The sequence below is a fragment of the Agrococcus sp. UYP33 genome (genome assembly GCF_054060915.1).
The window spans coordinates 397,125-419,029 of record NZ_JBSSDR010000002.1; the positions used below are offsets into that span (position 1 = coordinate 397,125).

25 protein-coding genes and 1 tRNA gene are annotated in these 21,905 nt (G+C 73.1%); 10 read left to right on the forward strand and 16 right to left on the reverse strand.

Annotated elements, in window-relative coordinates:
• Positions 1-10 precede the first annotated feature (10 nt).
• Complete coding sequence (locus ACVWW9_RS12225) at positions 11-844, reverse strand: undecaprenyl-diphosphate phosphatase (protein WP_456515743.1); 834 nt, start codon at positions 842-844, stop codon at positions 11-13.
• A 34-nt stretch (positions 845-878) separates the two neighbouring features.
• Positions 879-2,171, reverse strand: a complete 1,293-nt coding sequence (locus ACVWW9_RS12230) for a M20/M25/M40 family metallo-hydrolase (protein ID WP_456515744.1) — start codon at positions 2,169-2,171, stop codon at positions 879-881.
• A 152-nt stretch (positions 2,172-2,323) separates the two neighbouring features.
• Between ACVWW9_RS12230 and ACVWW9_RS12235 the strand changes: the two genes are divergently transcribed.
• Both ACVWW9_RS12235 and ACVWW9_RS12240 read left to right on the forward strand, forming a co-directional pair.
• Positions 2,324-2,409 (forward strand) — tRNA-Leu (locus tag ACVWW9_RS12235).
• A gap of 108 nt (positions 2,410-2,517) precedes the next feature.
• A complete protein-coding gene (locus tag ACVWW9_RS12240; protein ID WP_456515745.1) occupies positions 2,518-2,760 on the forward strand; it encodes a PspC domain-containing protein in 243 nt (80 codons plus the stop codon).
• A gap of 15 nt (positions 2,761-2,775) precedes the next feature.
• Here ACVWW9_RS12240 and ACVWW9_RS12245 read toward each other — a convergent pair whose 3' ends face one another.
• The 3 genes from ACVWW9_RS12245 to dinB are packed head-to-tail and all read right to left on the reverse strand — an operon-like array spanning position 2,776 to position 5,521.
• Entirely contained in the window at positions 2,776-3,669 is an 894-nt protein-coding gene (locus ACVWW9_RS12245) for an aminoglycoside phosphotransferase family protein (protein WP_456515746.1), read from the reverse strand.
• Positions 3,666-4,214, reverse strand: a complete 549-nt coding sequence (locus ACVWW9_RS12250) for a dihydrofolate reductase family protein (protein WP_456515747.1) — start codon at positions 4,212-4,214, stop codon at positions 3,666-3,668. The genes ACVWW9_RS12245 and ACVWW9_RS12250 overlap by 4 nt, the downstream gene beginning before the upstream one ends.
• 47 nt (positions 4,215-4,261) lie before the next feature.
• Positions 4,262-5,521, reverse strand: coding sequence for a DNA polymerase IV (gene dinB, locus ACVWW9_RS12255; protein WP_456515748.1), 1,260 nt, complete (start codon positions 5,519-5,521; stop codon positions 4,262-4,264).
• Between the two features lie 102 nt (positions 5,522-5,623).
• Between dinB and ACVWW9_RS12260 the strand changes: the two genes are divergently transcribed.
• A complete protein-coding gene (locus tag ACVWW9_RS12260; protein ID WP_354260762.1) occupies positions 5,624-6,427 on the forward strand; it encodes an SGNH/GDSL hydrolase family protein in 804 nt (267 codons plus the stop codon).
• 26 nt (positions 6,428-6,453) lie between these two features.
• Here the strand turns inward: ACVWW9_RS12260 and ACVWW9_RS12265 are convergent, their stop codons facing one another.
• Positions 6,454-7,725: a D-alanyl-D-alanine carboxypeptidase family protein gene (locus ACVWW9_RS12265; RefSeq protein WP_456515749.1), complete on the reverse strand. Its 1,272-nt coding sequence runs from the start codon at positions 7,723-7,725 to the stop codon at positions 6,454-6,456.
• On the reverse strand, positions 7,722-8,546 hold the full coding sequence (locus ACVWW9_RS12270; RefSeq protein ID WP_456515750.1) for a TrmH family RNA methyltransferase: 825 nt from the start codon (positions 8,544-8,546) through the stop codon (positions 7,722-7,724). Before ACVWW9_RS12270 ends, ACVWW9_RS12265 begins: the two co-directional genes overlap by 4 nt.
• A 54-nt stretch (positions 8,547-8,600) precedes the next feature.
• On the opposite strand from ACVWW9_RS12270, the gene ACVWW9_RS12275 reads away from it, so the two are divergent.
• Positions 8,601-9,413 carry a Sir2 family NAD-dependent protein deacetylase gene (locus tag ACVWW9_RS12275; protein ID WP_354260756.1) on the forward strand — a complete coding sequence of 271 codons (813 nt, stop codon included), beginning with the start codon at positions 8,601-8,603 and terminating at the stop codon, positions 9,411-9,413.
• Between the two features lie 234 nt (positions 9,414-9,647).
• Here ACVWW9_RS12275 and ACVWW9_RS12280 read toward each other — a convergent pair whose 3' ends face one another.
• Positions 9,648-10,724, reverse strand: coding sequence for a glycosyltransferase family 4 protein (locus ACVWW9_RS12280; RefSeq protein WP_456515751.1), 1,077 nt, complete (start codon positions 10,722-10,724; stop codon positions 9,648-9,650).
• A gap of 4 nt (positions 10,725-10,728) precedes the next feature.
• Positions 10,729-11,664: an alpha/beta fold hydrolase gene (locus ACVWW9_RS12285; RefSeq protein WP_456515752.1), complete on the reverse strand. Its 936-nt coding sequence runs from the start codon at positions 11,662-11,664 to the stop codon at positions 10,729-10,731.
• Positions 11,665-11,712: 48 nt separating this feature from the next.
• Between ACVWW9_RS12285 and ACVWW9_RS12290 the strand changes: the two genes are divergently transcribed.
• Positions 11,713-12,570, forward strand: a complete 858-nt coding sequence (locus ACVWW9_RS12290) for an exonuclease domain-containing protein (protein ID WP_456515753.1) — start codon at positions 11,713-11,715, stop codon at positions 12,568-12,570.
• 675 nt (positions 12,571-13,245) lie between these two features.
• Here ACVWW9_RS12290 and ACVWW9_RS12295 read toward each other — a convergent pair.
• The 3 genes from ACVWW9_RS12295 to glgA form a co-directional block, all read right to left on the reverse strand.
• Positions 13,246-13,494 carry a type B 50S ribosomal protein L31 gene (locus ACVWW9_RS12295; protein WP_123697891.1) on the reverse strand — a complete coding sequence of 83 codons (249 nt, stop codon included), beginning with the start codon at positions 13,492-13,494 and terminating at the stop codon, positions 13,246-13,248.
• Positions 13,495-13,585: 91 nt separating this feature from the next.
• Complete coding sequence (locus ACVWW9_RS12300; protein WP_354260748.1) at positions 13,586-14,371, reverse strand: ABC transporter ATP-binding protein; 786 nt, start codon at positions 14,369-14,371, stop codon at positions 13,586-13,588.
• Between the two features lie 46 nt (positions 14,372-14,417).
• Complete coding sequence (glgA, locus tag ACVWW9_RS12305; RefSeq protein ID WP_456515754.1) at positions 14,418-15,629, reverse strand: glycogen synthase; 1,212 nt, start codon at positions 15,627-15,629, stop codon at positions 14,418-14,420.
• Between the two features lie 80 nt (positions 15,630-15,709).
• On the opposite strand from glgA, the gene glgC reads away from it, so the two are divergent.
• Both glgC and serB read left to right on the forward strand, forming a co-directional pair.
• The gene (gene glgC / locus ACVWW9_RS12310; RefSeq protein WP_123697894.1) at positions 15,710-16,948 is read left to right on the forward strand and encodes a glucose-1-phosphate adenylyltransferase; all 1,239 of its coding nucleotides are present in this window, start codon (positions 15,710-15,712) and stop codon (positions 16,946-16,948) included.
• Positions 16,945-17,589 (forward strand): phosphoserine phosphatase SerB, encoded by a 645-nt coding sequence (serB, locus tag ACVWW9_RS12315; protein ID WP_456515755.1) that lies wholly within the window; start codon positions 16,945-16,947, stop codon positions 17,587-17,589. Before glgC ends, serB begins: the two co-directional genes overlap by 4 nt.
• Before the next feature lie 11 nt (positions 17,590-17,600).
• Here serB and ACVWW9_RS12320 read toward each other — a convergent pair whose 3' ends face one another.
• A complete protein-coding gene (locus ACVWW9_RS12320; protein ID WP_456515756.1) occupies positions 17,601-17,993 on the reverse strand; it encodes an SRPBCC family protein in 393 nt (130 codons plus the stop codon).
• Positions 17,994-18,028: 35 nt separating this feature from the next.
• A complete protein-coding gene (gene fabG / locus ACVWW9_RS12325) occupies positions 18,029-18,736 on the reverse strand; it encodes a 3-oxoacyl-ACP reductase FabG (RefSeq protein ID WP_456515757.1) in 708 nt (235 codons plus the stop codon).
• A gap of 80 nt (positions 18,737-18,816) precedes the next feature.
• On the opposite strand from fabG, the gene ACVWW9_RS12330 reads away from it, so the two are divergent.
• The 3 genes from ACVWW9_RS12330 to ACVWW9_RS12340 are packed head-to-tail and all read left to right on the forward strand — an operon-like array spanning position 18,817 to position 20,212.
• A complete protein-coding gene (locus tag ACVWW9_RS12330; RefSeq protein ID WP_456515758.1) occupies positions 18,817-19,179 on the forward strand; it encodes a DUF3099 domain-containing protein in 363 nt (120 codons plus the stop codon).
• Positions 19,176-19,412, forward strand: a complete 237-nt coding sequence (locus tag ACVWW9_RS12335; protein ID WP_245989893.1) for a hypothetical protein — start codon at positions 19,176-19,178, stop codon at positions 19,410-19,412. Before ACVWW9_RS12330 ends, ACVWW9_RS12335 begins: the two co-directional genes overlap by 4 nt.
• On the forward strand, positions 19,412-20,212 hold the full coding sequence (locus tag ACVWW9_RS12340) for an SURF1 family cytochrome oxidase biogenesis protein (RefSeq protein ID WP_456515759.1): 801 nt from the start codon (positions 19,412-19,414) through the stop codon (positions 20,210-20,212). The genes ACVWW9_RS12335 and ACVWW9_RS12340 overlap by 1 nt, the downstream gene beginning before the upstream one ends.
• On the opposite strand, the gene ACVWW9_RS12345 is transcribed toward ACVWW9_RS12340, so the two are convergent.
• Positions 20,213-21,220, reverse strand: coding sequence for a hypothetical protein (locus ACVWW9_RS12345; protein WP_456515760.1), 1,008 nt, complete (start codon positions 21,218-21,220; stop codon positions 20,213-20,215).
• The gene (locus tag ACVWW9_RS12350) at positions 21,217-21,888 is read right to left on the reverse strand and encodes a MerR family transcriptional regulator (protein ID WP_456515761.1); all 672 of its coding nucleotides are present in this window, start codon (positions 21,886-21,888) and stop codon (positions 21,217-21,219) included. The genes ACVWW9_RS12345 and ACVWW9_RS12350 overlap by 4 nt, the downstream gene beginning before the upstream one ends.
• Positions 21,889-21,905 lie beyond the last annotated feature (17 nt).

Here is a 21,905-nt window from a genome sequence, read left to right on the forward strand (position 1 = left end):
ACGCCCCCGATCACTGGGCGTCGATCCAGCCGGCGCTCAGCGCGACCAGCAGCACCACGCCGAGCGCGATGCGGTAGATGACGAACGGCAGGAAGCTGCCGCGCGAGATGAAGGCCATGAGCCACTTGATGACCGCGATGCCGACGAGGAACGCGACGATCGTGGCGACGATCGTGGGACCCCAGCCGAGGCCGACCGACGACGGCTCGGTGATCGCCTGCGCCGTCTCGTACAGGCCGGCGCCGAAGACGGCGGGCACGGCGAGGAAGAACGCGTACTTCGCGGCCGCGGGGCGCTCGTAGCCGAGCGCGCGGCCCATGCTCGTCGTCGCGCCGGAGCGCGAGACGCCCGGCACGAGCGCGAGCACCTGCGCGAGGCCGATGAGCAGGCCGTCGCGGTACGTGGTCGTCTCGAGCGTCTTCACGCGGTTGCCGAGCATGTCGCACAGGCCGAGGATGATGCCGAAGACGATCAGCACCGTGGCGGTGATCCACAGGCTCCGCCACTGGTCGCGGATGAGGTCCTGGAAGAGCACGCCCGCGAGCACGATCGGGATCGTGCCGATGATGACGAGCCAGCCCATCTTCACGTCAGGGTCGTCCTTCGCGACCCGTCCGCGCAGCGACCCGAACCACTTCGCGATGATGCGCGAGATGTCGCGCCAGAAGAACACCACGACCGCGATCTCGGTGCCGATCTGCGTGATCGCGGTGAACGTCGCGCCTGGGTCCTCCGCCCCGGGCAGCAGCTCTCCGGCGATGCGCAGGTGTGCGCTCGACGAGATGGGCAGGAACTCGGTGGCGCCCTGGAGCACTCCGAGCAGAATCGCGATCAGCCAGTCCATGGTCCCCAGGTCAGTCGTTCGGTCGGTCGGAGGCTCAGTACGTCAGCAGCAGGTCTTCGAGCACGTCGGTGCCGAAGTCGAGCGCTGTGAGCGGCACGCGCTCATCGACGCCGTGGAACATCGCGGCGAAGTCGAGGTCGGGCGTGAGCTTGAGGGGGGCGAAGCCATAGCCGGCGATGCCGAGCTCCGAGAGCGACTTGTTGTCGGTGCCGCCGGAGAGCATGTACGGCAGCACGCGTGCCTCCGAGTCGTGCCGGGTGAGCGCCGCAGCCATCGCCTCGACGAGCTCGCCGCTGTACGGGTGCTCGATGCCGACGTCGCCGTGCACGAGCTCGACCTCGATGTCGTCGCCGACGATCGCCTGGATCGCGTCGATCGCCTCCGCCTCCCGTCCCGGCAGCGGGCGCACGTCGATGCGCGCCTCCGCGACCGAGGGGATGACGTTGTGCTTGTAGCCGGCCTCGAGCATCGTCGGGTTGGCGGTGTGCCGCAGGCTCGAGCGCAGGAAGCGCGAGATCGTGCCGGTGCGCTCGGCGACCGCATCCGGGTCGTCGTCCTCGACGCCGAGCAGCTCGGCGACGCCCGCGATCAGGGCGCGCGTCGTCTCGGTCAGCTCGACGGGGAACTCGTGCGCCCCGACGTCGGCGACCGCGCGCGCGAGCTTCGTCACGGCGTTGTCGCGCATGTGCTGCGAGCCGTGGGCGGCGGTGCCCCGGGCGCGCAGCAGGATCCACTGCAGCGCCTTCTCGGCGGTCTGCAGCAGGTACGCACGGGTGCCGGCGATCTCGACGGAGTACCCGCCGACCTCGCTGATCGCCTCGGTCGCACCCGCGAAGAGCTCCGGGTGCTCGCGCACGAGCCAGTGGGCGCCGTACTCGCCGCCAGCCTCCTCGTCGGCGAAGAACGCGATCACGAGGCCGCGGCGCGGGCGGCGGCCGGCGGCGAGGATGCGCTCGAGGGCCGCGAGGATCATCGCGTCCATCTGCTTCATGTCGACGGCGCCGCGGCCCCACAGGCATCCGTCGCGGATCTCGCCCGCGAACGGGTCGACGCTCCACTCGGAGGCGTCGGCCGGCACGACGTCGAGGTGGCCGTGCACGACGAGCAGCGGCAGCGACGGGTCGGTGCCCTCGATGCGCGCGATGACGCTCGCGCGACCCGGCGCCGACTCGAGCGTCTGGCTCTCGACGCCCATCGACGCGAGCACCTCGGCCACGTACGCCGCGGCATCCGCCTCGCCCGACGAGCGACCACCGCCCCAGTTCTGGGTGTCGAACCGGATGAGGTCCCTGGCGAGCTGGGCGGTGCGGGAGAGGCCGTCGGTCACTCGTCCAGGGTAGCCGCCCGAACGGTGCCGCCCGGGTGGTCGTCGACCCCTCGAGCGCCGTGCTAGAGTCGTCTCTCGGTCGTGCAGTACAGCGATGGACTGCCGATCGACACCTGGTGAAGACATGCGTGGAGACGCGCATCCGACACCATGCGCGGGTGGCGGAAATGGCAGACGCGCTAGCTTGAGGTGCTAGTGCCCGTATTAGGGCGTGGGGGTTCAAGTCCCCCCTCGCGCACAGAGAGAGGCCCGGAGCAGATGCTCCGGGCCTCTTCCCGTTCCCGGGTGCGGCTGCGCGGCAGAGCGCTCCCTGCCGACGCTCGGCCGGCGCGGCTACGCTCGCGCCATGGCCTCCGTCTTCGACACCATCCGCTCCGCCGGCTTCCGCCGCGGCCCGCAGCGACTGCTCGCCGGCATCTGCGGCGGCATCGCCGCCAAGCTGCGCATCAACGTCTGGATCGTGCGCGTCCTCACGCTGCTGCTCTTCGCCCTGCCGGTCGTCGGCTGGGGCCTCTACCTCGTGATCTGGGTGCTCACGCCCAACGAGACCGGATCGATCCCCGTCGAGCGCTGGCTCGGCCGCCGCTGACGGCGCAGCGCCAGCTCACCGCTCGTCGAGCAGCCGCTCGAGCACGCGGCGCGCGAGCACGCGGCGCGCGAGCGCGACCTGCGCCGGCCATCGGCTGTCGAGCATGATGAGGGCCTTCCAGATCGCCCAGCCCCGCCCGCGCGCCCACGTCGCGTCGCCGATCCCGAGCTCGCGGCGGTAGACGCCGCGCACGGCGCCGTGCGGGTGGGTCCAGAGGATCACCGTGTCGCACGCGGTGTCGCCGACCCCCGAGCAGCCGAAGTCGATGACGGCCGACAGCGCGCCGTCTCGCACGAGCAGGTTGTGCGTCGAGACGTCGCCGTGGAACCACGTGGCCGGACCGGTGTGGGGCGCGGCCAGCGCGTCGCGCCAGATGCCGGCCGCGCCGTCGCGCTCGCTGCCGTCGACGCGCAGCAGCAGGTCGCGCATCTCGTCGTCCCAGTGCTCGAGCGGGCCGCCGCGGAAGGCGCTGTGCGGGCCGGGGGCCGGCGCGCCGGCGGTGTCGGCGCCGCGCAGCGCGACCAGGAAGCGCGCAAGGTCGGCGGCGAAGCGCTCGGGGTCGTCGATCGCGGCGCTCGATGCCGGCTCGCCCTCGAGCCAGCCGTAGACCGACCACGGGGCGGGGAAGCGCGCCGAGGCTCGTCCGGCGCCCACGACGGTGGGGATGGGCAGCGGCACCGCCGACGCGAGCCGCGGCAGCCACGACTGCTCCTTCTCGACCTGCGGCACGTAGCCCGGGGCGCTCGGCAGCCGCACGCTCAGCGCGTCGCCGAGCCGGAACATCCGGTGGTCGTTGCCGCCTGCGTCGACGGGGCGGAGCGGCAGCGCAGCCCACGCGGGGAACTGCTCGGCGAGCAGCCCACGCACGAGCGCTGCGTCGATCGTCGCGCCGTCGATCGCCTCGCTCATCGCGCGAGGGCGACCCGGTGGTCGAGCAGCAGGCAGCCGCCCGGCGTCACCTCGCTGCGGATCGGCGTGAGGCGCATCGGCGGCAGGCTGTCGAGCAGCCGACGCCCGGACCCCACGATCGTCGGCGCGACGAGCAGTCGCAGCCGGTCGACGACGCCTGCGGCCAGGAGTGCCCGCGCGACCGAGATGCTCGCATGCACGCCGATCTCTCCCCCGGGCCGGCTGCGCAGCTGGCGGATGCCCTCGACGAGGTCGCCGTCGATCGCCCGCGCGTTCGACCACGGCGGGTCCAGCGGCGCCGAGGTGGCGACGTGCTTCTCGACGGCGCCGATGAACGACGCGAACGGCTCCAGGTCGCTGCCCGGCCAGAAGCGCACCCACTCGTCATAGCTGCGACGCCCGAGCACGACGGCGTCCTGCGTCGTGCACCACTCGGCGGCCGCGGCGTCCGCCTCGTCGCCCCATGCGTCGAAGAACTCCTCGGGCGCCTCGGCGACGCCGTCGAGCGACAGCAGGTGGCACACCACGACGTCTCTCCGGCTCACACGGCGAGGCTACGGCCGCCGGATGCGCACGCGCACGCCCTCCGGCCTCAGTCGCCGCCCGAGGGCCCCAGGTCGGCCCGCTTGCGCTCGCGCCGCAGCATGCTCGCGGGCGCCACAGCGGCGGCGCCGAAGCGGTCGTGTACCGCGTCCATCGCGCGCTCCGCGCTCCCCCACGTCGCGGTGTCGTCCCACAGCAGCCCGAGGTCGGCGGCGTCCTGCACACCGCTCGCGCGCACGCCCAGCAGCCGCACGGGCGGGATCGGCCCGAGCCCCTCGAGCAGCGACCACGCCGTCTCGACGAGCACGCGCGTCACGTCGGTGGGCTCCGGCAGGGTGCGCGACCGCGTGATCGTGCGGAAGTCGTGGAAGCGCACCGTGAGCGTCACCGTGCGAGCCTGGACGCCCGCGTCGCGGAGCCGCCGCCCGACGCCGGTCGCGAGGCGCAGGATCTCGCCCTGCTGCTCGGCACGGTCGGTGATGTCGTGGTGGAAGGTGTGGTTGTGACCGAACGACTGCTCGTGGCCGCGCTCCTGCTCCGCCCGCTCCTGCACGGTGCGCGAGTCGCGCCCCCACGCGAGCGCGGCGAGGTGGGCGCCGGTCGCCGGGCCGAACCATGCCGCCAGGCGCTCTGGCGGGGTGCGCGCGACGTCGCCGACGGTGTTGAGGCCGTAGCGCTCGAGCCGCTCCTGCTGCTTCGGGCCGACGCCCCAGAGCGCCGAGACGGGCTGCGGATGCAGGAAGCCGACGACCGCGTCATCGGGCACGACGAGCATCCCGTCGGGCTTCGCACGCGACGACGCGAGCTTCGCGACGTACTTCGTGCCCGCCGCGCCGACCGAGGCGACGAGGCCGGTCTCGGCGCGGATGCGGGCCCGCAGCGCCGGCCCGATGCGGTTCGCGCCGCCCGACAGCCGTCGCAGGCCGGCGATCCCGACGAACGCCTCGTCGATGCCGAGCCGCTCGACGTCGGGCGAGACGTCGTCGAGGATGCCCATCACCTGCTTCGAGAGCCGCTGGTAGAGGCCGAAGTCGGGCTCGAGGATGACCGCGCTCGGGCACAGCCGCAGCGCGCGCCCCATCGGCATCGCGGAGTGCACGCCGTACCTGCGCGCCTCGTAGGTCGCGGCGGTGACGACCGAGCGGGTCGAGTCGTGGCCGATCACGACCGGCAGGCCGACGAGGTCGGGCCGGCTCAGCAGCGACGCCGAGGCGAAGAAGGCGTCGAGGTCGACGTGCAGGATGGTCGCCGTCGTGTCGTCGACGTCGGGCCCCGAGACGAGGCGATCGGACCCGTCCTGCTTGCTCACCCCGTCATCGTCCCACGGGCCGCAGACATGCGGCCCGCCGCATGCCTGCGCGCGGACGGTTGCCCGGTGCAGCCCAGCCCGCTCCCGGTGCAGGATGGAGGCATGCAGCACGCCGGCATGGAGCATCCGTACACCCGCTACGTCGCGCTGGGCGACAGCTTCACGGAGGGGGTCGGCGACGAGGAGCCGGACCTGCCGAACGGCGTGCGCGGCTGGGCCGACCGCGTGGCCGAGGAGCTCGCCCGCACGAGCCCGGGGCTCGGCTACGCGAACCTCGCGATCCGCGGCCGGCTGCTGCAGCAGATCGTCGACGAGCAGCTCGAGCCGGCCGTCGCGCTGGAGCCCGACCTCATCACCATCTCGGCGGGCGGCAACGACCTCATCCGCCCCGGCGGCGACCCCGACGCGCTCGCGGCGCGCATGGACGTGGTGCTCGAGGCGCTCACCGCGACGGGCGCGCAGGTCGTGCTCTTCAACGGCCCCGACATCGCCATGACGCCGGTGCTGCGCGGCATCCGCGGCAAGGTCGGCATCTACAACGCCAACCTGCACGGCCTCGCCGCGAAGCACGGCGCGATCGTCGCCGACATGTGGTCGGCACGGCAGCTGCAGCAGCCCCGCATGTGGGCGCCCGACCGGCTGCACTTCTCGGCCTACGGGCACCACGCGATCGCCATCCTCGTGCTCGACGCGCTCGGCGTGCAGCACCAGCTGACGCCCATGGAGCCCGAGCCGCTGCCCGCGCGCAGCTGGCAGCGGGTGCGGCTCGACGACCTGCACTGGGCGCGCGAGCACCTCGCGCCGTGGGTCGTGCGCCGCCTGCGTGGTCAGTCGTCCGGCGACACCATCCATCCGAAGCGTCCGACGCCCGGCCCCGTGCTGCCGTTCCAGCACCTCGACGACTAGCGCTCCGAGCCCTATCGCTCCGAGCCCTACCGCTCCGAGTCCCCGTACCAGCCCAGCACCTGCGGGGCGTTCGCGATCCGCCACCAGCCGTCGGGCGCGAGCAGCAGCTCGGTCGTGCGCACCGGCGCGGCGACGTCGCCGACCTCGAGCCGCACCTCGCCCACCGCGCTCGGTGGCGAGCCCGCGTCGATGGGCTCGGCGGTCGCCGACCATCCCGGTGCGTCGTCGGCGAACACGTGCGCTTCGAGCGCGCCGGTCGTGACGGCATCCGTCGCCGCGCCCCACGGCGCCCGGTACTCGGCGACCACGGTGCCCTCGGGGAGGATCGTGCGGGCGGCGAAGTTGGGCCAGACGCTCTCGAGCAGCTGGATCATCGCCGCGTCGGTCTCGTCGGCGGCGATCGTGCCCATGACGATGCCGACAATTCGCCGCTCGACGCCGTCGACCTCGCGCACGGCGGTGACGAACAGGTTGCGCCCCCACACCTTGAGCGTGCCGGTCTTGCCGCCGTCGATGTCGTGCTGACCCAGGATGCGGTTCGTGTTCGGCGCGATGCCGATCCCGGGGATGCGCACCGACTCGAGCTGGATGGTCGAGAGCACCACCGGGTCCTCGACCGCCATCAGGGCGATGCGGGTGAGGTCGATCGCGCTCGAGACGCTGCCCGCCTCGAGGCCCGCGGGATCCGCCAGGTCGGTGTGCTCGAGGCCGTGCCGCGCCGCCCAGTCGTCGGCGGCGGCGAGGAAGCCGTCGATGTCGCCGAACGCCCAGTTCGCCAGCGACCAGATGGCGTTGCCGGCGGAGTCGACGAGCGACCACTCGATGAGGTCGCGCTGCGTGAGCCGCAGCCCGTCGTACACGGGCGCGATCGGCGCGTTCTCGGCGAGCGCGCGGTACTGCGCGGCGACGTCGTCGCCGTCGAGCGTGATGGTCGCGCCACGGTCGTCCCCGGTGATCGGGTGCGCGTCGAGCACGATGAGCACCGTCACGAGCTTCGTGACGCTCGCCATCGGATGCGACTCGGTGCTGCCGGTGGCGTCCCAGGTGTCCGGGGCGCCGTCGATGCCGACGACGCCGTAGCCGGCGGCGCGGGCCTCCGCGGGCCAGTCGATCGCGGGCTCCGGCAGCGGCTCGGCGCTCGTCTCGACAGGGGTCGCCGCCACGACCGGCGTCGGCGCGAGCAGCACGGCGACGCCGAGCAGCACGGCGGCGACGAGCACCATCGCGACGAGGATGCGCAGCAGCACGACGAGCGGATGGGTGCGGCGCGTCCGCCGCCGCGCGGCAGCGGCCGTCACCGTCGCCCCGCGGTCGTCGACGGCGCGCGGAGCGCCCACATGGCGACGGCCGCCGACGCGGCGACGTTGAGCGAGTCGACGCCGTGGTGCATCGGGATGCGCACGACCCGGTCGGCCGCGTGGATCGCGCGGGCGCCGAGGCCGGGACCCTCCGAGCCGAAGACGAGCGCGACGCGCTCCGGCGCCTCCGCGGCGTAGGCGTCGAGGTCGACCGCGTCGTCGCGGAGCGCCATCGCGGCGACCTCGAACCCCGCGTCGTGGAAGGCGGGCATCGCCGCGGGGAGCGAGTCGATGCGCGTCCAGGGCACCTGCAGCACCGTGCCCATCGAGACCCGGACGCTGCGGCGGTAGAGCGGGTCGGCGCAGGCGGTGGTCACGAGCACGGCGTCGGCGCCGATGCCCGCGACCGAGCGGAACGCCGCACCCACGTTCGTGTGGTCGACGAGGCCGTCGAGCACCACGACGCGACGGGCGTGCGCGAGCAGCGCCGAGACATCCGGCAGCACCGGCCGCTGCATCGCCGCGAGCGCCCCGCGGTGCAGGTGGAAGCCGGTGATCTGCTCGAGGACCGGCTCCTCGCCGACGAAGACCGGCACGTCGCGGTCGCCGAGCAGCGCCTCGACCTGCGGCAGCCAGCGCGGCGCGACGAGCACGGATCGCGGCTCGTGGCCGGCACCGAGCGCGCGCTCGAGCACCGTCTGCGACTCGGCGATGTAGAGCCCGCGCTCGGGCTCCGTGCGGCGCCGCAGCGCGACGTCCGTGAGCCCGACGTAGTCCTCGAGACGGGCGTCGTCGAGGGAGTCGATCGTGATGATCGGCATGCGCCCTCCCCCGGGTCCCCGGTGGGACAGCCTACCGGCGAGTAGTGTGGCCGGGTGCTCGACGCAGCGATCGACCTCCTCCGCGGCAAGCGGATCGCCGTGCTCACGGGCGCGGGGATCTCGACCGACTCGGGCATCCCCGACTACCGCGGCGAGGGCGCGCCGGCGCGCACGCCGATGGTGTTCGAGACGTTCCGCTCGAGCGAGGCGGCGCGTCGCCGCTACTGGGCGGGCAGCCACCTCGGCTGGCGGCGCTTCACCTCGGTGCACCCCAACGACGGGCATCGCGCGCTCGCGCTGCTCGAAGAGGCGGGGCTCATCACCGGCATCGCCACGCAGAACGTCGACGACCTGCACGAGCGCGCCGGCTCGTCGAACGTCACGCACGTGCACGGCCAGATGCACACGGTCTCGTGCCTGCAGTGCGGCACGACCTTCGACCGGCACCGCATCGCCGACGAGATCGAGCGGCTCAACCCCTGGATCGTCATCCCCGACCAGGTGCGGCTGCAGCCCGACGGCGACGTCGAGATCGACGCGTCGCACGAGTTCCAGGTGCCGCCGTGCCCGGTGTGCGGCGGTGTGCTGAAGCCCGACGTCGTGTTCTTCGGCGAGACGGTGCCGCCGAAGGTCTTCGCCGAGGCGCGCGACATCATCGCCGCCGGCAGCGCCGTGCTGGTCGCCGGTTCGTCGCTCGTCGTGAACTCCGGCACGCGGCTGCTCGAGGTCGCGCGGCGGGCGGCGGTGCCGATCGTGATCGTGAACCGCGGCGAGACGCGCTGGGATGCGCGCGCCGCGATCCGCGTCGAGGGCGGCACGAGCGAGTCGCTCACGGCGATCGCCGACGCCCTCGTCGCCCCCTTCTGACCCCTGCCCGCCGGTCGAGCAGCACGGCGCCCACCCGCTGGTCGAGCAGCACGGCGCCCCCCGCCTGCTGGTCGAGTAGCACGGCGACGAAGGAGCCGCGCGTATCGAGACCAGGCCGTGGCCCTCACCCCGGGCCTCAGCCGGCGAGTGTCGAGCTCCTGCTGCAGTGTCGCGACACTTCCGCAGCAGGTCGACACTGCGCGAGGTCAAACGCGCGGCGTCAGCCCCCGCCCGTCAGCGCCTCCGCCCCCGCGCCTCCCCCGCCACCCGCTCGAGGAACACGGCGAGCCGCGCCGCCGACTCCCGCCAGCTGAACCTCGCGGCCTGCTCCATCGACGCGCGCGACCGGGCCGCCCACTCCCCCTCGAGCGTCCGCACGGCCCGTGCGAGCGCATCCGCGTCGCCCGCCGGGAAGAAGCTGGCCGCCTCGCCGCCGACCTCGCGGAAGATCGCGGTGTCAGCCACGACGACGGGCACGCCGAGGCTCATGGCCTCGAGCAGCGGGATGCCGAAGCCCTCGTCGCGCGAGGCGTGCACGAGCGCGGTCGCGCTGCGCAGCAGCTCGGCGTAGGCGTCGTCCGAGATGCCGTCGTGGAAGACGAGGGATGCGCCCGGCGCGACCCGCTCGAGGCGTGCCCGGGTCGCCGCGTCGATGCGGCTGCAGAGGTGCAGCTCGTGCCCCGGCAGCAGCGCGGCGGCGCGCACGAGCGTCTCGACGTCCTTGTAGGGCATGAACGAGCCCATGTAGACGAGCCTTGTGGTGGGCGGCGTCGCGTGCGTCACGGGCGCGCCGAGCGGCGCCGCGGCGTTCGGCACGATCGCGACCGGGCGGCGGGTGAGCCGGTGCCGTTCGATGAGCGCGCGGGTCGCCTCCGAGATGGTGACGACCCCGTCCGCACCGTCGAGCAGCAGCCGCTGCGGTGCGTACGAGACGTGATAGAGCCGCCAGAGGCCGCGGACAGGGGCGGGCAGGTTCCGCGGCGGCGTCGGGTGGCGGTAGTAGATGAGGTCGTGCACGGTCGTGACGAGCGGCCACGCGCGACCGACGGATCCGATCGTCTGCATCGGCGAGTAGGCGATGTCGGCCTCGACGTGGCGCAGCCGCCACGCCGTCAGCGGCTCGAGCGGTCCCGTCGGCGAGGGCCCGAGCACGTGCGGGAGCGCCGGGAGCATCGTCAGCTGCCGCTCGTCGTTCACGAGCATCGTCACCTCGTGGTCGCGGGCGAGCTCGCCGACGAGCTCGGCGGAGAAGCGCGAGATGCCGTCGTGCCGCTCGAGCCGCACGTAGCGGCAGTCGAAGAGGATGCGCACGCGGCTACTGGCCCTGCTCGTCGTGGCGCGCGGCGGGCTCGTCCGGCTGCTCGATCGGCTCCGCGAGGAAGCGGCGGATGATCGCAGCCGCCTCGCGCGGCTGCTCGTAGTGCACGAGGTGGCCGACGCCGCGCAGCACCGAGAGGCGCGCGTCGGGCAGCAGGCCGCGCAGGCGGTGCTGCTGCGCGAGCGGCGTGATGTCGTCGAGGTCGGCTGCGATGAGCTGCACGGGCAGACGGATGCGGCCCGCGACCTCGCCGACCGTGTGCCGGATCGACGCGTCGAAGGCCTCGAGCACCGCCTGGCGCGACGCGTAGCGCGAGAAGTAGCGGTCGTGCTGGTCGTGGATCCAGGCGCGGAGCTTGCGGTCGCGGGTCTTCGCCATGAACGCGCTCATGCCGCGCACGATGGGCGGAGCACCGAGCACGGCGAGGCCCGCACGCTCCGGCAGCGCCGCTGCCGCGCGGTAGTAGCCGAGCGCGAGCAGCGAGCCGATGCGGTTCGCGCCGGAGAGCGCCGGGGTCGCGATCGGGTTCACGAGCACGATGCGCGATGCCTCCAGGCCGCCGGCGGCGGCGTGCGCGACGACGATCGAGCCGAAGGAGTGCCCGAGCACGACGGGCGGGCGGCCCGCGGCCGCCGCCTCGGCGGCGACGAAGGCGCGCAGCCACGCGGCGTAGGCGTCGATCGTCGCGTGCGGCAGCGCATCCGACACCCCGAAGCCGGGCAGGTCGGGGGCGATCACGCGCAGGCCGGGGAGGTGCGCGGCGACCGGCTCGAGGCCGTGGTGGTCGCCGCGGAAGCCGTGCACGAAGACGATCGGAGGCGCGTCGTCGGGGCCGTACTCGAAGACCGCGGTCGCGACGCCGTCGATGTCGGCCGTCCGCTCGCGCTGCGGGAGGGCGTCCAGGAGCGCCCGGTACGGGGAGTCGATCGGCACGCGCCGAGCCTACCGGCGGGTGTGGGCGGTGGCGGCTACCGTGAGCGCATGACGGACGTCCAGCTCCGCAGCACCGAGACGCTGGGCGACCCGATGGCGGGCCATGCGGACGCCGCGGTCGCCGACGTCCGCGTCGACGCGATGCCCGGATCGACGGCGTCGAGCACGCCTGCCGCCGCCGCTCGGCCGCTCGTGCGTCCGATCCTCGAGGTGAGCGCCGACGCCCCCGATCGCTGGATCGACCGGCTCGTCGTCTTTGACCTCGAGACGACCGGCGTCGACCCGACAGAGGCCCGCATCGTGACGGCCTACGTCGGGGTGCTCGACGCATCCGGCGAGGTTGTCGAGGAGCGGTCCTGGATCGTCGACCCGGGGATCGAGATCCCCGAGGGGTCGATCGCCGTGCACGGCGTGACGACCGAGCGTGCTCGGGCCGAGGGTGCGGAGCCCGCGGGCGCGGTCCGCGAGATCCGCGACACGATCGCGGCGCACCTCGCCAAGGGGCTCGCCGTCTGCGCGTTCAACGCCGCCTACGACTTCTCGCTGCTCGACGCCGAGTGCCGCCGCTACGCCCTCGACACGATCGTCGCGCGGCCGGTGATCGACCCGATGGTGATCGATCGCCGCGTCGACCGCTTCCGGCGCGGCAAGCGCACCCTGACCGTCGCGACCGAGGTCTACGGCGTCGAGCTGCTCGACGCGCACGACGCGAGCGCCGACGCGATCGCGGCCGGCCGGGTGGCCCAGGCGATGACGGCTCGCTTCCCCGAGCTGCGCATCGACCCGATCTCGCTGCACGAGCTCACCGAGGCTTGGGCCGAGGAGCAGGCGGCCGACTTCGAGGCGTTCCGCCGCCGCAGCGACCCGTCGTTCAGTGCGGGCCGAGGCTGGCCGCTGCGCCGCTAGTCGCACCTCCACACGCTCGTTGAGGAGCACGGTGGCTTGCCGCCGCGCGTATCGAGACGACACCGCCTCGATGATCTCGATACGCGCGCGGCCTGGCGGCCGCGTGCTACTCGATCAGCAGGGATGGCCTCCACACGCTCGTCGAGGATCGCGGCGGCTTGCCGCCGCGCGTATCGAGACGACGGATGCGTGCGCTCGATCGGGCTGAGGGCGGTGCCGACCGCCGCGGGGCGGTGCCGACGGGCTCAGGCCGATCGGAGTCACCGCTTTCTCCGTGAACGGGTGATCTCGATACGCGCGCGGCCTGGCGGCCGCGTGCTACTCGATCAGCGGGGATGGGCTCCACACGCTCGTCGAGTAGCACGGCGGCTTGCCGCCGCGCGTATCGAGACGACGGATGCGTGAGTCCGATCGGTCTGAGCGCGGCGCTGGCCGCTATGGAGCGCTGGCGGCCGGGTCAGGCCGATCGATCTCACACCCCGCGCCGTCGTCCCGGCCGTGATCTCGATACGCGCGCGGCCTGGCGGCCGCGTGCTACTCGATCAGCGGGGGTGGCGGCCGCGTGCTCCTCGATCAGCGGGGGTGGCGGCCGCGTGCTACTCGATCAGCGCAGGCCGGAACACGACAGAGGGCGACGAGCCGAAGCTCGTCGCCCTCTGGGCGTATGGGGTGCGATCAGCCGCCGAAGCCCTTGTAGCGGTTCTTGAACTTCTCGACGCGGCCGGCGGAGTCCATGATGCGCTGCTTGCCCGTGTAGAACGGGTGCGAGGCGCTCGAGATCTCGACGTCGATGACCGGGTAGGTCTCGCCGTCCAGCTCGATCGTCTTGTTGCTGGTCACGGTCGAGCGCGTGAGGAACGTCTCGCCCGAGGCGAGGTCGCGGAACACGATCGGCTTGTAGTCGGGGTGGATCTCGGTCTTCATGTCAGTCCTTGGTCGCTCGAGCGCGGGAAGTCTTCGGCCAAACTGCGGGCCGACAGACGATGGTATCAAAGATGCGGGCGATGGGCGACTCTCAGCGCGGCGCGCGCGCCGACCAGCGGCCGTTCTCGTGCCGCACCTCGAGCGGCAGCCCGAAGGTCTCGGTGAGCCGCGCGTCCGTCAGCACCTCGTCGAGCGGCCCGGCGGCGACGATCCCGCCGTCGCGCAGCAGCATGCCGTGGGTGAAGCCGGGCGGGATCTCCTCGACGTGGTGCGTGACCATCACGATCGCCGGCGCGAGGCTGCTCGACGCGTAGTCCTCGAGCGACTGCAGCAGCGACTCGCGCGCGCCGAGATCGAGGCTGCCGGCGGGCTCGTCGAGCAGCATGAGCTCGGGATCCGTCATCACGGCACGCGCGATCTGCACGCGCTTGCGCTCGCCGTCGGACAGCGTGCCGAACGTGCGGGTCGAGAGCGCGCTGAGGTCCCACGCATCCATCACCTCGGCGGCGCGCTCGAGGTCGAACGACTCGTAGCGCTCCTGCCACCGGCCGGTGACGGCGTAGGCGGCGGTGAGCACGACGTCGCCCACCCGCTCGGTCGCGGGGATGCGCCGCGCGAGCCCGGTGGCGGCGAGCCCGATGCGGGTGCGCAGCTCGAAGACGTCGACCTTGCCGATCCGCTCCCCCAGCAGGTCGACCGTGCCGGACGTCGGGTGCTGGTTCGCCGCGGCGAGCTGCAGGATCGTCGACTTGCCGGCGCCGTTCGGGCCGAGGATCACCCAGCGGTCGGCCTCGTCGACCGTCCAGGAGACGTTGTCGAGGATGCGGTTGCCGTTCCGGACGAACGAGACGTCGGTGAGCTCGAGGACGCTGGCCATGCCTGCGAGCCTACCGATCGCCCGGGGCTCTTCCTCGCCGCGGCGGTCAGCGCCGCGCCGCGCCTGCCGCCCGCTCGGCGATCACCGTCTCGTAGACCTCGCGCGTCTGATCGGCGATCCGGCCCCAGTCGAAGCGCTCCCGGGCGCGCTCCCGGCCGGCCTCGCCCATCCGCCGTGCGGCCTCGGGGTCGGCGACCATCCGCGTCAGCGCGTCGGCGAGGTCGGCGACGTAGCGGTCGGGGTCGGTGGGCGTGCCCGTGCCGTCCTGCACCTGGTCGATCGGCACGAGGAACCCCGTCACGCCGTCGTCGATGACCTCGGGGATGCCGCCGGTCGCGCTGCCGACGACGGGCGCGCCGCACGCCATCGCCTCGAGGTTGACGATGCCGAGCGGCTCGTAGACGCTCGGGCAGACGAAGGTCGTCGCGTGCGTGAGCAGCGCCCGCAGGTCGGTGCGCGGGAGCACCTCGTCGATCCACACCACGCCCTCACGGGTCGTCTGCAGCTCGGCGACGAGCGCCTTGACCTCGGCGAGGATCTCGGGGGTGTCTGGCGCGCCGGCGCAGAGGATGAGCTGCACGTCGTCGGGCAGCGCGCTCGCCGCGCGCAGCAGGTGCGGCAGTCCCTTCTGGCGCGTGATGCGGCCCACGAAGACGACCGACGGGCGCGCGGGGTCGAGCCCCAGCTCGCGGGCGCGGTCGGCGTCCGGGTTGGGCGCCCAGTCCTCGAGGTCGATGCCGTTGTAGATCGTGATGACCCGCTCGGGGTCGAGCGCCGGGTACGAGCGCAGGATGTCGGCGCGCATGCCGTCCGAGACGGCGATGACGCGATCGGCGGCCTCGTAGGCGCGACGCTCGATGTCGCTCGAGATGCGGTACCCGCCGCCGAGCTGCTCCGACTTCCAGGGGCGCAGCGGCTCGAGCGAGTGCGCGGTGACGACGTGCGGGATGCCGTGCAGCTCCTGCGCGAGCCTGCCGGCCTCGTTGGCGTACCAGGTGTGCGAGTGCACGAGGTCGCTGCCGGCGACGGCGTCGGCGATCTGCAGGTCGACCGCGACGGTCTGCAGCGCGCCGTTCGCGGACGCGAGCTCCGCCGGCACGTCGTAGGCGGTGACATCCGCCTCGTCGCGGTCGGCGCCGAAGCAGCGCACCTGCACCTCGATCGAGCGCCGCAGCGCCTTCACGAGCTCGGCGGCATGGACGCCGGCGCCGCCGTAGACGGCCGGCGGGTACTCCTTGGTGAGCAGGTCGATGCGCATGGCCACACGCTACCCGTGCGGCGCGCAGCCCGGCGGGCATTGTCTGGTCATCCTCAGACGGGGCACATAGGGTGGCGCCTATGGACAAGAAGGTCTTCGGGATCGTGCTGGCCGGTGGCGAGGGCAAGCGGCTGATGCCGCTGACCGCGGATCGGGCCAAGCCCGCCGTGCCGTTCGGCGGTGCTTACCGATTGATCGACTTCGCCATCTCGAACCTCATCAACTCGAGCCTCCGCCAGATCGTCGTGCTGACGCAGTACAAGTCGCACTCGCTCGATCGCCACATCTCGCAGGTCTGGCGGATGTCGTCGATGCTGAACGCCTACGTCACGTCGGTGCCCGCCCAGCAGCGCACGGGCAAGCACTGGTTCGCAGGCTCCGGCGACGCGATCTTCCAGTCGCTCAACCTGATCGCCGACGAGAAGCCCGACATCGTCGTCGTGGTCGGCGCCGACCACGTCTACCGGATGGACTTCCGGGACATGATCGACGCGCACATCGCCTCCGGGGCGCGCGCGACGGTCGCGGGCATCCGCCAGCCCATCGAGCTCGCCAACCAGTTCGGCGTGATCGAGGAGGACGAGGAGCGCGACGGCTTCATCAAGGCCTTCCACGAGAAGCCCGCCGACGCGACCGCCTACGCGGTCGGACCCGGCGAGGTGCTCGCGTCGATGGGCAACTACGTCTTCGACGCGGATGCGCTCGTCGAGGCCGTCACCGTCGACAACGAGCTCGAGGGCTCCGGCCACGACATGGGCGGCGACATCGTGCCCTGGTTCGTCGAGCGCGGCGAGGCCGCGATGTACGACCTCAAGAACAACACCGTGCCGGGCGCGACCGAGCGCGACAAGTACTACTGGCGCGACGTCGGGACGATCGAGTCGTTCTTCGACGCGCACATGGACCTCATCTCGGCGCTGCCGATCTTCAACCTCTACAACCGCGAGTGGCCGATCTACACGCAGACGGTGAACGCGCCGCCCGCGAAGTTCACCCGCGACGCGTGGGGCCGGGCCGCCGACGTCAATGAGGCGATCGTGGGCGCGGGCTCCGTCGTGCAGGGCGCCTCGATCGTCCGCAGCGTCGTCTCGCCCTGGTGCACGATCGATGCGGGCGCGACGGTCTCCGACGCGGTGCTCTTCGACCAGGTGCACGTGGGCGCCGGCGCGGTCGTGCGCCGCGCGATCATCGACAAAGCCGTCGAGATCGGCCCCGGGGTCCAGATCGGCGTCGACCACGAGGCGGATCGGGCGCGCGGCTTCGCGATCTCGACCTCCGGCATCGTGACGGTCGGCAAGGGCCAGAAGATCATGCGGTGACGACGGCCAGCCTGCTGGTCGTCACCGATGTCGACTCGACGCTCATCCGCGACGAGGTCATCGAGCTGCTCGCGCGCGCCGTCGGGCCCGACGCCGAGCGCCACGTCGCCGCGGTGACGGAGCGCGCGATGCGCGGCGAGATCGACTTCGCCGCGTCGCTCGCCGAGCGGCTGCTCGTGCTCGAGGGCCTGCCCGCGTCGATCGTCGACGAGGCGCGCGCGCAGATCACCGTCACGCCCGGCGTGCCGGAGCTCATCGCCGCCGTCCACGAGCGCGGCGGCGCGATCGCAGCGGTCTCCGGCGGCTTCCACGAGGTGCTCGACCCGCTCGCCGCCGAGCTGGGCGTCGACCACACGCGCGCCAACCGGCTCGAGGTCGCGGACGGCCGGCTGACCGGCCGCTCGATCGGCCCCGTGATCGACGGCGCGGCGAAGCGCGACACGCTCGAGTCGCTGCGCCTGAACCTCCAGGTGCCGCGCGAGCGGATCATGGCGGTCGGCGACGGCGCCAACGACCTGCTCATGATGGCGGTCGCCGGCATCTCGGTCGCGTTCTGCGCGAAGCCCGCGGTGCGGGCGCAGGCGACGCACGTCGTCGACGTGCCCGACTTCCGCGAGCTGCTCGCGCTGCTGCCCGGCTGACGCTGCCGGGCCTACCCCTCGAGCAGCGACCGCAGGCGCACGAGGTCGGCCGCGACGGCCGTCGCATCGGCCTCGAAGGCATCCGCCGTCACGCCGTCGAGGCGCCGCAGCGTGAAGACGACCTCCGCGCCGAGCGGATGCGGGAGCACGCGCAGCGGGTTGTGCACGGCCGTGCCGTCGGGCAGCGTCACCTCGTGGTCGAGCACGCCGAGGTCGTTGGGCGGCGCGAACCGCACCCGCACCTCCCCCATCGGCGAGCTGACGACGAGCACATCGCCATCGACGCGCGGCTCGCCCGCGGCGAGGCCGGCGGCCCAGTCGGGCAGCCGCTGCGGGTCGCCCGCGAACGCCGCGACTGCGTGCGGATCGCGCCGGATGACGACGCTCAGGTGGCGGCTCTCCACGATCGGCTCCGATCCGTCGGTTCCCGAGGGGGCCCTCAGTGGCCCATGCCGAGGCCGCCGTCGACCGGGATGACGGCGCCCGAGATGTAGGCGGCTTCGTCGCTCGCGATCCAGCGGACGACGCCGGCGATCTCCTCGGGGCTGCCGTAGCGGCCGGCCGGGATGGCCTGCTTGTACTCGGCCTGGGTGGCGTCGTCGAGGGCCGCGGTCATGTCGGTCTCGATGAAGCCCGGCGCGACGACGTTGGCCGTGATGCCGCGGGAGCCGAGCTCGCGCGTGATCGAGCGGGCGATGCCGACGAGTCCGGCCTTCGATGCTGCGTAGTTGACCTGACCGGGCCCGCCGTAGAGGCCGACGACGCTCGAGATGAGCACGATGCGTCCCCACTTCTTGCGCAGCATCCCCTTTGACGCGCGCTGCACCACGCGGAACGCGCCGCCGAGGTTCGTGTCGACGACGTCGGTGAAGTCCTGCTCGCTCATGCGCATGAGCAGCGTGTCGCGAGTGATGCCCGCGTTGGCGACGACGACCTCGATCGGCCCGAGCTCGGCCTCGATCTGCGTGAACGCGGCGTCGATGGATGCGGCGTCGGTGACGTCCGCGGCGACCGCGAGGGCGCCCTCCGGGCCGGACCCGTCGCGCGAGGTGATCGCGACGCGGTGGCCCGCATCGAGGAAGGACTGGGCGATGGCGCGGCCGATGCCGCGGTTGCCGCCGGTGACGAGCACGGTGCGAGAGGTCATGCCCGCCAGCCTATGGCTCGGCCGGATTCCGCCCACAGCACAGACGCCGCCGCATGCGCGCGCGTAGAGTGGCAAGAGCCATGCGACAGCGATCCGCGTCGATCACCGACCTCCCGATCTCCCCTGACGAGGAACGTCAGAGGCGATTCCGGCTGTACCTGATCCTGATGCTCGTGCGCGTCGCGGCCCTTGGCGTCTTCTTCGTGGTGCCCGACTGGTGGAAGCTCATCCCCGCCTTCTTCGCGGTGTTCCTGCCGTACTTCGCGGTGGTGATCGCCAACGCCACGACGCGCGGGCCCGCAGATACGGGTCGGATTTCGCCGAACGCCCTGCCCGCCGCACCGACGCACCACGACGACCCCGCCGATCCGGACGACGACGCGCGCCCCGGCGGTCCCGCGCACTCGAGCGACGGATCGCCGAGGACGGAGCCCACGGCGTGAGCCTGCTCTCGATGCTCGATGGCGACACGGGCACGCGCTGCTCCGCCGCGGGCTGCACGGCGCCGGCCGTGCACGCGGTGCACTGGCGCAATCCGCGCATCCACGACGTCGACCGGGTGAAGACCTGGGCCGCATGCGATGCCCATCGCGAGTCGCTCGCCGCCTGGCTGCGGTCGCGCGCGTTCCCCGTCACGATCACCGCCTTCGGCGAGACGGTCGAGCGGGTCGCCTGATGCTGCGCCTCCTCCGCGAGCCGCGCTGGCTCGGCTACCTCGCGATGGCCGTCGTCTTCGCGATCGTCTGCTGCGCGCTGGGCGTCTGGCAGTGGCAGCGCCGCGAGCAGGCGCTCGCCGCGATCGACCGGCTGGAGTCGAACTACGACCGCGCACCTGCCGCTGTCGCGGATGTCCTGCCCGCTCTCGACGCGTTCGACATCGACCAGCAGTGGACCCCGGTGGTCGTCGAGGGCGAGTACCTCGTCGAGGAGCAGCTGCTGCTGCGCGGCCGCTGGCGCGACGGCGAGGTCGGCTTCGACGTGATCACGCCCTTCCGCACCACCGACGGCACCGTCTTCGTCGTCGACCGCGGATGGATCGACCAGGCCGAGGGCGCGGAGCAGCCGGTCTCGGCGCCCGCGACCCCCGAGGGCCGGACGTCGGTGGTCGCTCGGCTGCGACCGAACGAGGGCACGATCGCCGGGCGGGGCGCGCCCGTCGGGCAGATCGCCTCGGTCGACCTGCCGTCGCTCGCCGCAGCGCTCGGCGCACCCGTCTACACCGGCGCCTACGGCCTGCTCGTCACCGAGGGCGACGACGTGCCGACCGACGTCGCGGTCGCGACCCGCCCCGTGCTCGACGAGGGGCCGCACCTCTCGTACTCGCTGCAGTGGTACGTGTTCGCCCTCGGCGGCTTCGCCGCGCTCTGGTGGGCGCTGCGGGACGCGCGCCGCGCGGAGGCGACGCCCGTCGACGCGCCGGTGCGGCGGCGCCGCAGCGACGCCGACATCGAGGACGACATCCTCGACCGTCGCTGATCAGGTGACGGGCTGCGGCGCGCGGCGTCCGGCCTCGGGCACGCGCGGCGACCGGAGCACGGCAGCCGTCGCGATGAGGATGCCGACCGCGAGCAGCGCGGTCGCCGTCGCGACGGGCGCGCTCGGGGCGATGATCGACTCCCCGCGGAGCGCCTGCCAGAGGGTGATCGCGGTGGCGCCCGCCCAGGCCGTGCCCGCGACCCACGCGAGCCGCGTGCGCGTCCTGACGCTCGCGAGCAACGGCACGCGCCGCGCGAGGGCCTCGAGCCCCCACACGAGCAGCGGCAGGCCCTGCAGCGCGTGCATCCCGATGAAGTGGGGCGCGCGCAGGTCGCCGCCCTCGACCGACCAGCCGAGCAGCGGCAGACCGGCTCCCCCGTCGGCGATGCCGACCGCGTGGGCACCGGCGACGCCCTGGAAGTCGCTCAGCTGGGCGCTCGTGGGGCCGGTCATGAGGAACGCGAGCCCCATCCCGGCGAGCCCCACCACGATGCCTGCCCGCAGCGCTGCGCGGCGGGCCGGATCCCCGTCGCGACGGCGCCAGACGAGCACGCCGAGCACGAGCGTGAGCACCCAGACCGCGGCGATCGAAGCGCCCATGAGCGAGTAGAGCGTGCTCGCGACGGCCGTCGCGACGTTGAAGTGGCTCGTGCTCCCCTGCGCGACGGCCGCCACGATGACGACCTGCTCGGCGAGCAGCAGCAGCGCGATCGCCGTGCCGAGCCACCACAGCCAGCGCCGCCGGGGCAGCGTGTCGAGGATGAGCGCGATCGTGGCCGCGAAGATGGCGATCGAGATCGAGAACTTCAGCGGCTTCAGCCACCCGTTCGCGCCCAGGATCTCGACCGGCGCGACGACGGCGAGCACGATGCTCGCGACTCCGGTGATGCCCATCAGGGCGGTGAGGGCGATGAGCGGGCCGTGCAGGCGGTGGCGCAGCACGCGCTGGGTGGTGAGGCGCTGGACGCGCTGGGTGGTCGGGCGCTGGACGATCGGGCGCTGCGTCATGACCGCTCCCGGTCGAGCTGCCCGTCGCGCAGCTCGGCGGCGTGCGGATCAGCGGAGTCGCGCATCGCCGCGTGCGCCGCGGCCTCCTGTGCGATGCGGCGCAGCCCGGCGATGAGCGCGTCGCCGAGCACGGTGCCGACGGCGACGATCGCCGCCATGCGCGAGCGGTCCGGCGCTGCGACGGTCACGGCGAGCTCCGCGCGGGCCGCCTCGTCGGCGGCGCGCGCGTAGGGCTCGAGCAGGCCGGCCAGCTCGGGCAGGTCGAGCGCGCGGTAGGCGTCGAGCACGCGCGCGGACTGCAGCATCCCCGGGTTCTCGTCGTGGGTGGACCAGCCCATCCGGTCGGCGACCGCGCGCACCGCCGCGATCGACTCTGGCGAGGCCGCGGCCTCCGGGACCGGGATGGCGGCCTGCGCCGTGCGCATGAGGTCGAGGATCGGCACCGACTCGTCGTCGGCGGCCGCGAGCACCCGCTGCGCGGCCTGCACGCTCAGGCCGCCGGTCTCGAGCAGCGCCCGGATGAGCCGCAGGCGTGCCGCGTGGCTGTCGTCGTACTCGGAGCGGTTGTAGCCGACGCGCTCCGGCGGCGGCAGCAGTCCCTCGCGCACGTAGAACTTGATGGAGGCGCTGCTGACCTCTGTCCGCTCGCTGAGCTCACCGATCCGCATGTCGATAGTGTCGCTGT

Coding starts and splice junctions, on each gene's coding strand:
- ACVWW9_RS12225 (WP_456515743.1), bottom strand. CDS start 844: ATGGACTGGCTGATCGCGATTCTGCTCGGAGTGCTCCAGGGCGCCACC.
- ACVWW9_RS12240 (WP_456515745.1), top strand. CDS start 2,518: ATGGCCTCCGTCTTCGACACCATCCGCTCCGCCGGCTTCCGCCGCGGC.
- ACVWW9_RS12245 (WP_456515746.1), bottom strand. CDS start 3,669: ATGAGCGAGGCGATCGACGGCGCGACGATCGACGCAGCGCTCGTGCGT.
- ACVWW9_RS12260 (WP_354260762.1), top strand. CDS start 5,624: ATGCAGCACGCCGGCATGGAGCATCCGTACACCCGCTACGTCGCGCTG.
- ACVWW9_RS12270 (WP_456515750.1), bottom strand. CDS start 8,546: ATGCCGATCATCACGATCGACTCCCTCGACGACGCCCGTCTCGAGGAC.
- ACVWW9_RS12290 (WP_456515753.1), top strand. CDS start 11,713: ATGACGGACGTCCAGCTCCGCAGCACCGAGACGCTGGGCGACCCGATG.
- ACVWW9_RS12295 (WP_123697891.1), bottom strand. CDS start 13,494: ATGAAGACCGAGATCCACCCCGACTACAAGCCGATCGTGTTCCGCGAC.
- ACVWW9_RS12300 (WP_354260748.1), bottom strand. CDS start 14,371: ATGGCCAGCGTCCTCGAGCTCACCGACGTCTCGTTCGTCCGGAACGGC.
- glgA (WP_456515754.1), bottom strand. CDS start 15,629: ATGCGCATCGACCTGCTCACCAAGGAGTACCCGCCGGCCGTCTACGGC.
- glgC (WP_123697894.1), top strand. CDS start 15,710: ATGGACAAGAAGGTCTTCGGGATCGTGCTGGCCGGTGGCGAGGGCAAG.
- fabG (WP_456515757.1), bottom strand. CDS start 18,736: ATGACCTCTCGCACCGTGCTCGTCACCGGCGGCAACCGCGGCATCGGC.
- ACVWW9_RS12330 (WP_456515758.1), top strand. CDS start 18,817: ATGCGACAGCGATCCGCGTCGATCACCGACCTCCCGATCTCCCCTGAC.
- ACVWW9_RS12340 (WP_456515759.1), top strand. CDS start 19,412: ATGCTGCGCCTCCTCCGCGAGCCGCGCTGGCTCGGCTACCTCGCGATG.
- ACVWW9_RS12345 (WP_456515760.1), bottom strand. CDS start 21,220: ATGACGCAGCGCCCGATCGTCCAGCGCCCGACCACCCAGCGCGTCCAG.
- ACVWW9_RS12350 (WP_456515761.1), bottom strand. CDS start 21,888: ATGCGGATCGGTGAGCTCAGCGAGCGGACAGAGGTCAGCAGCGCCTCC.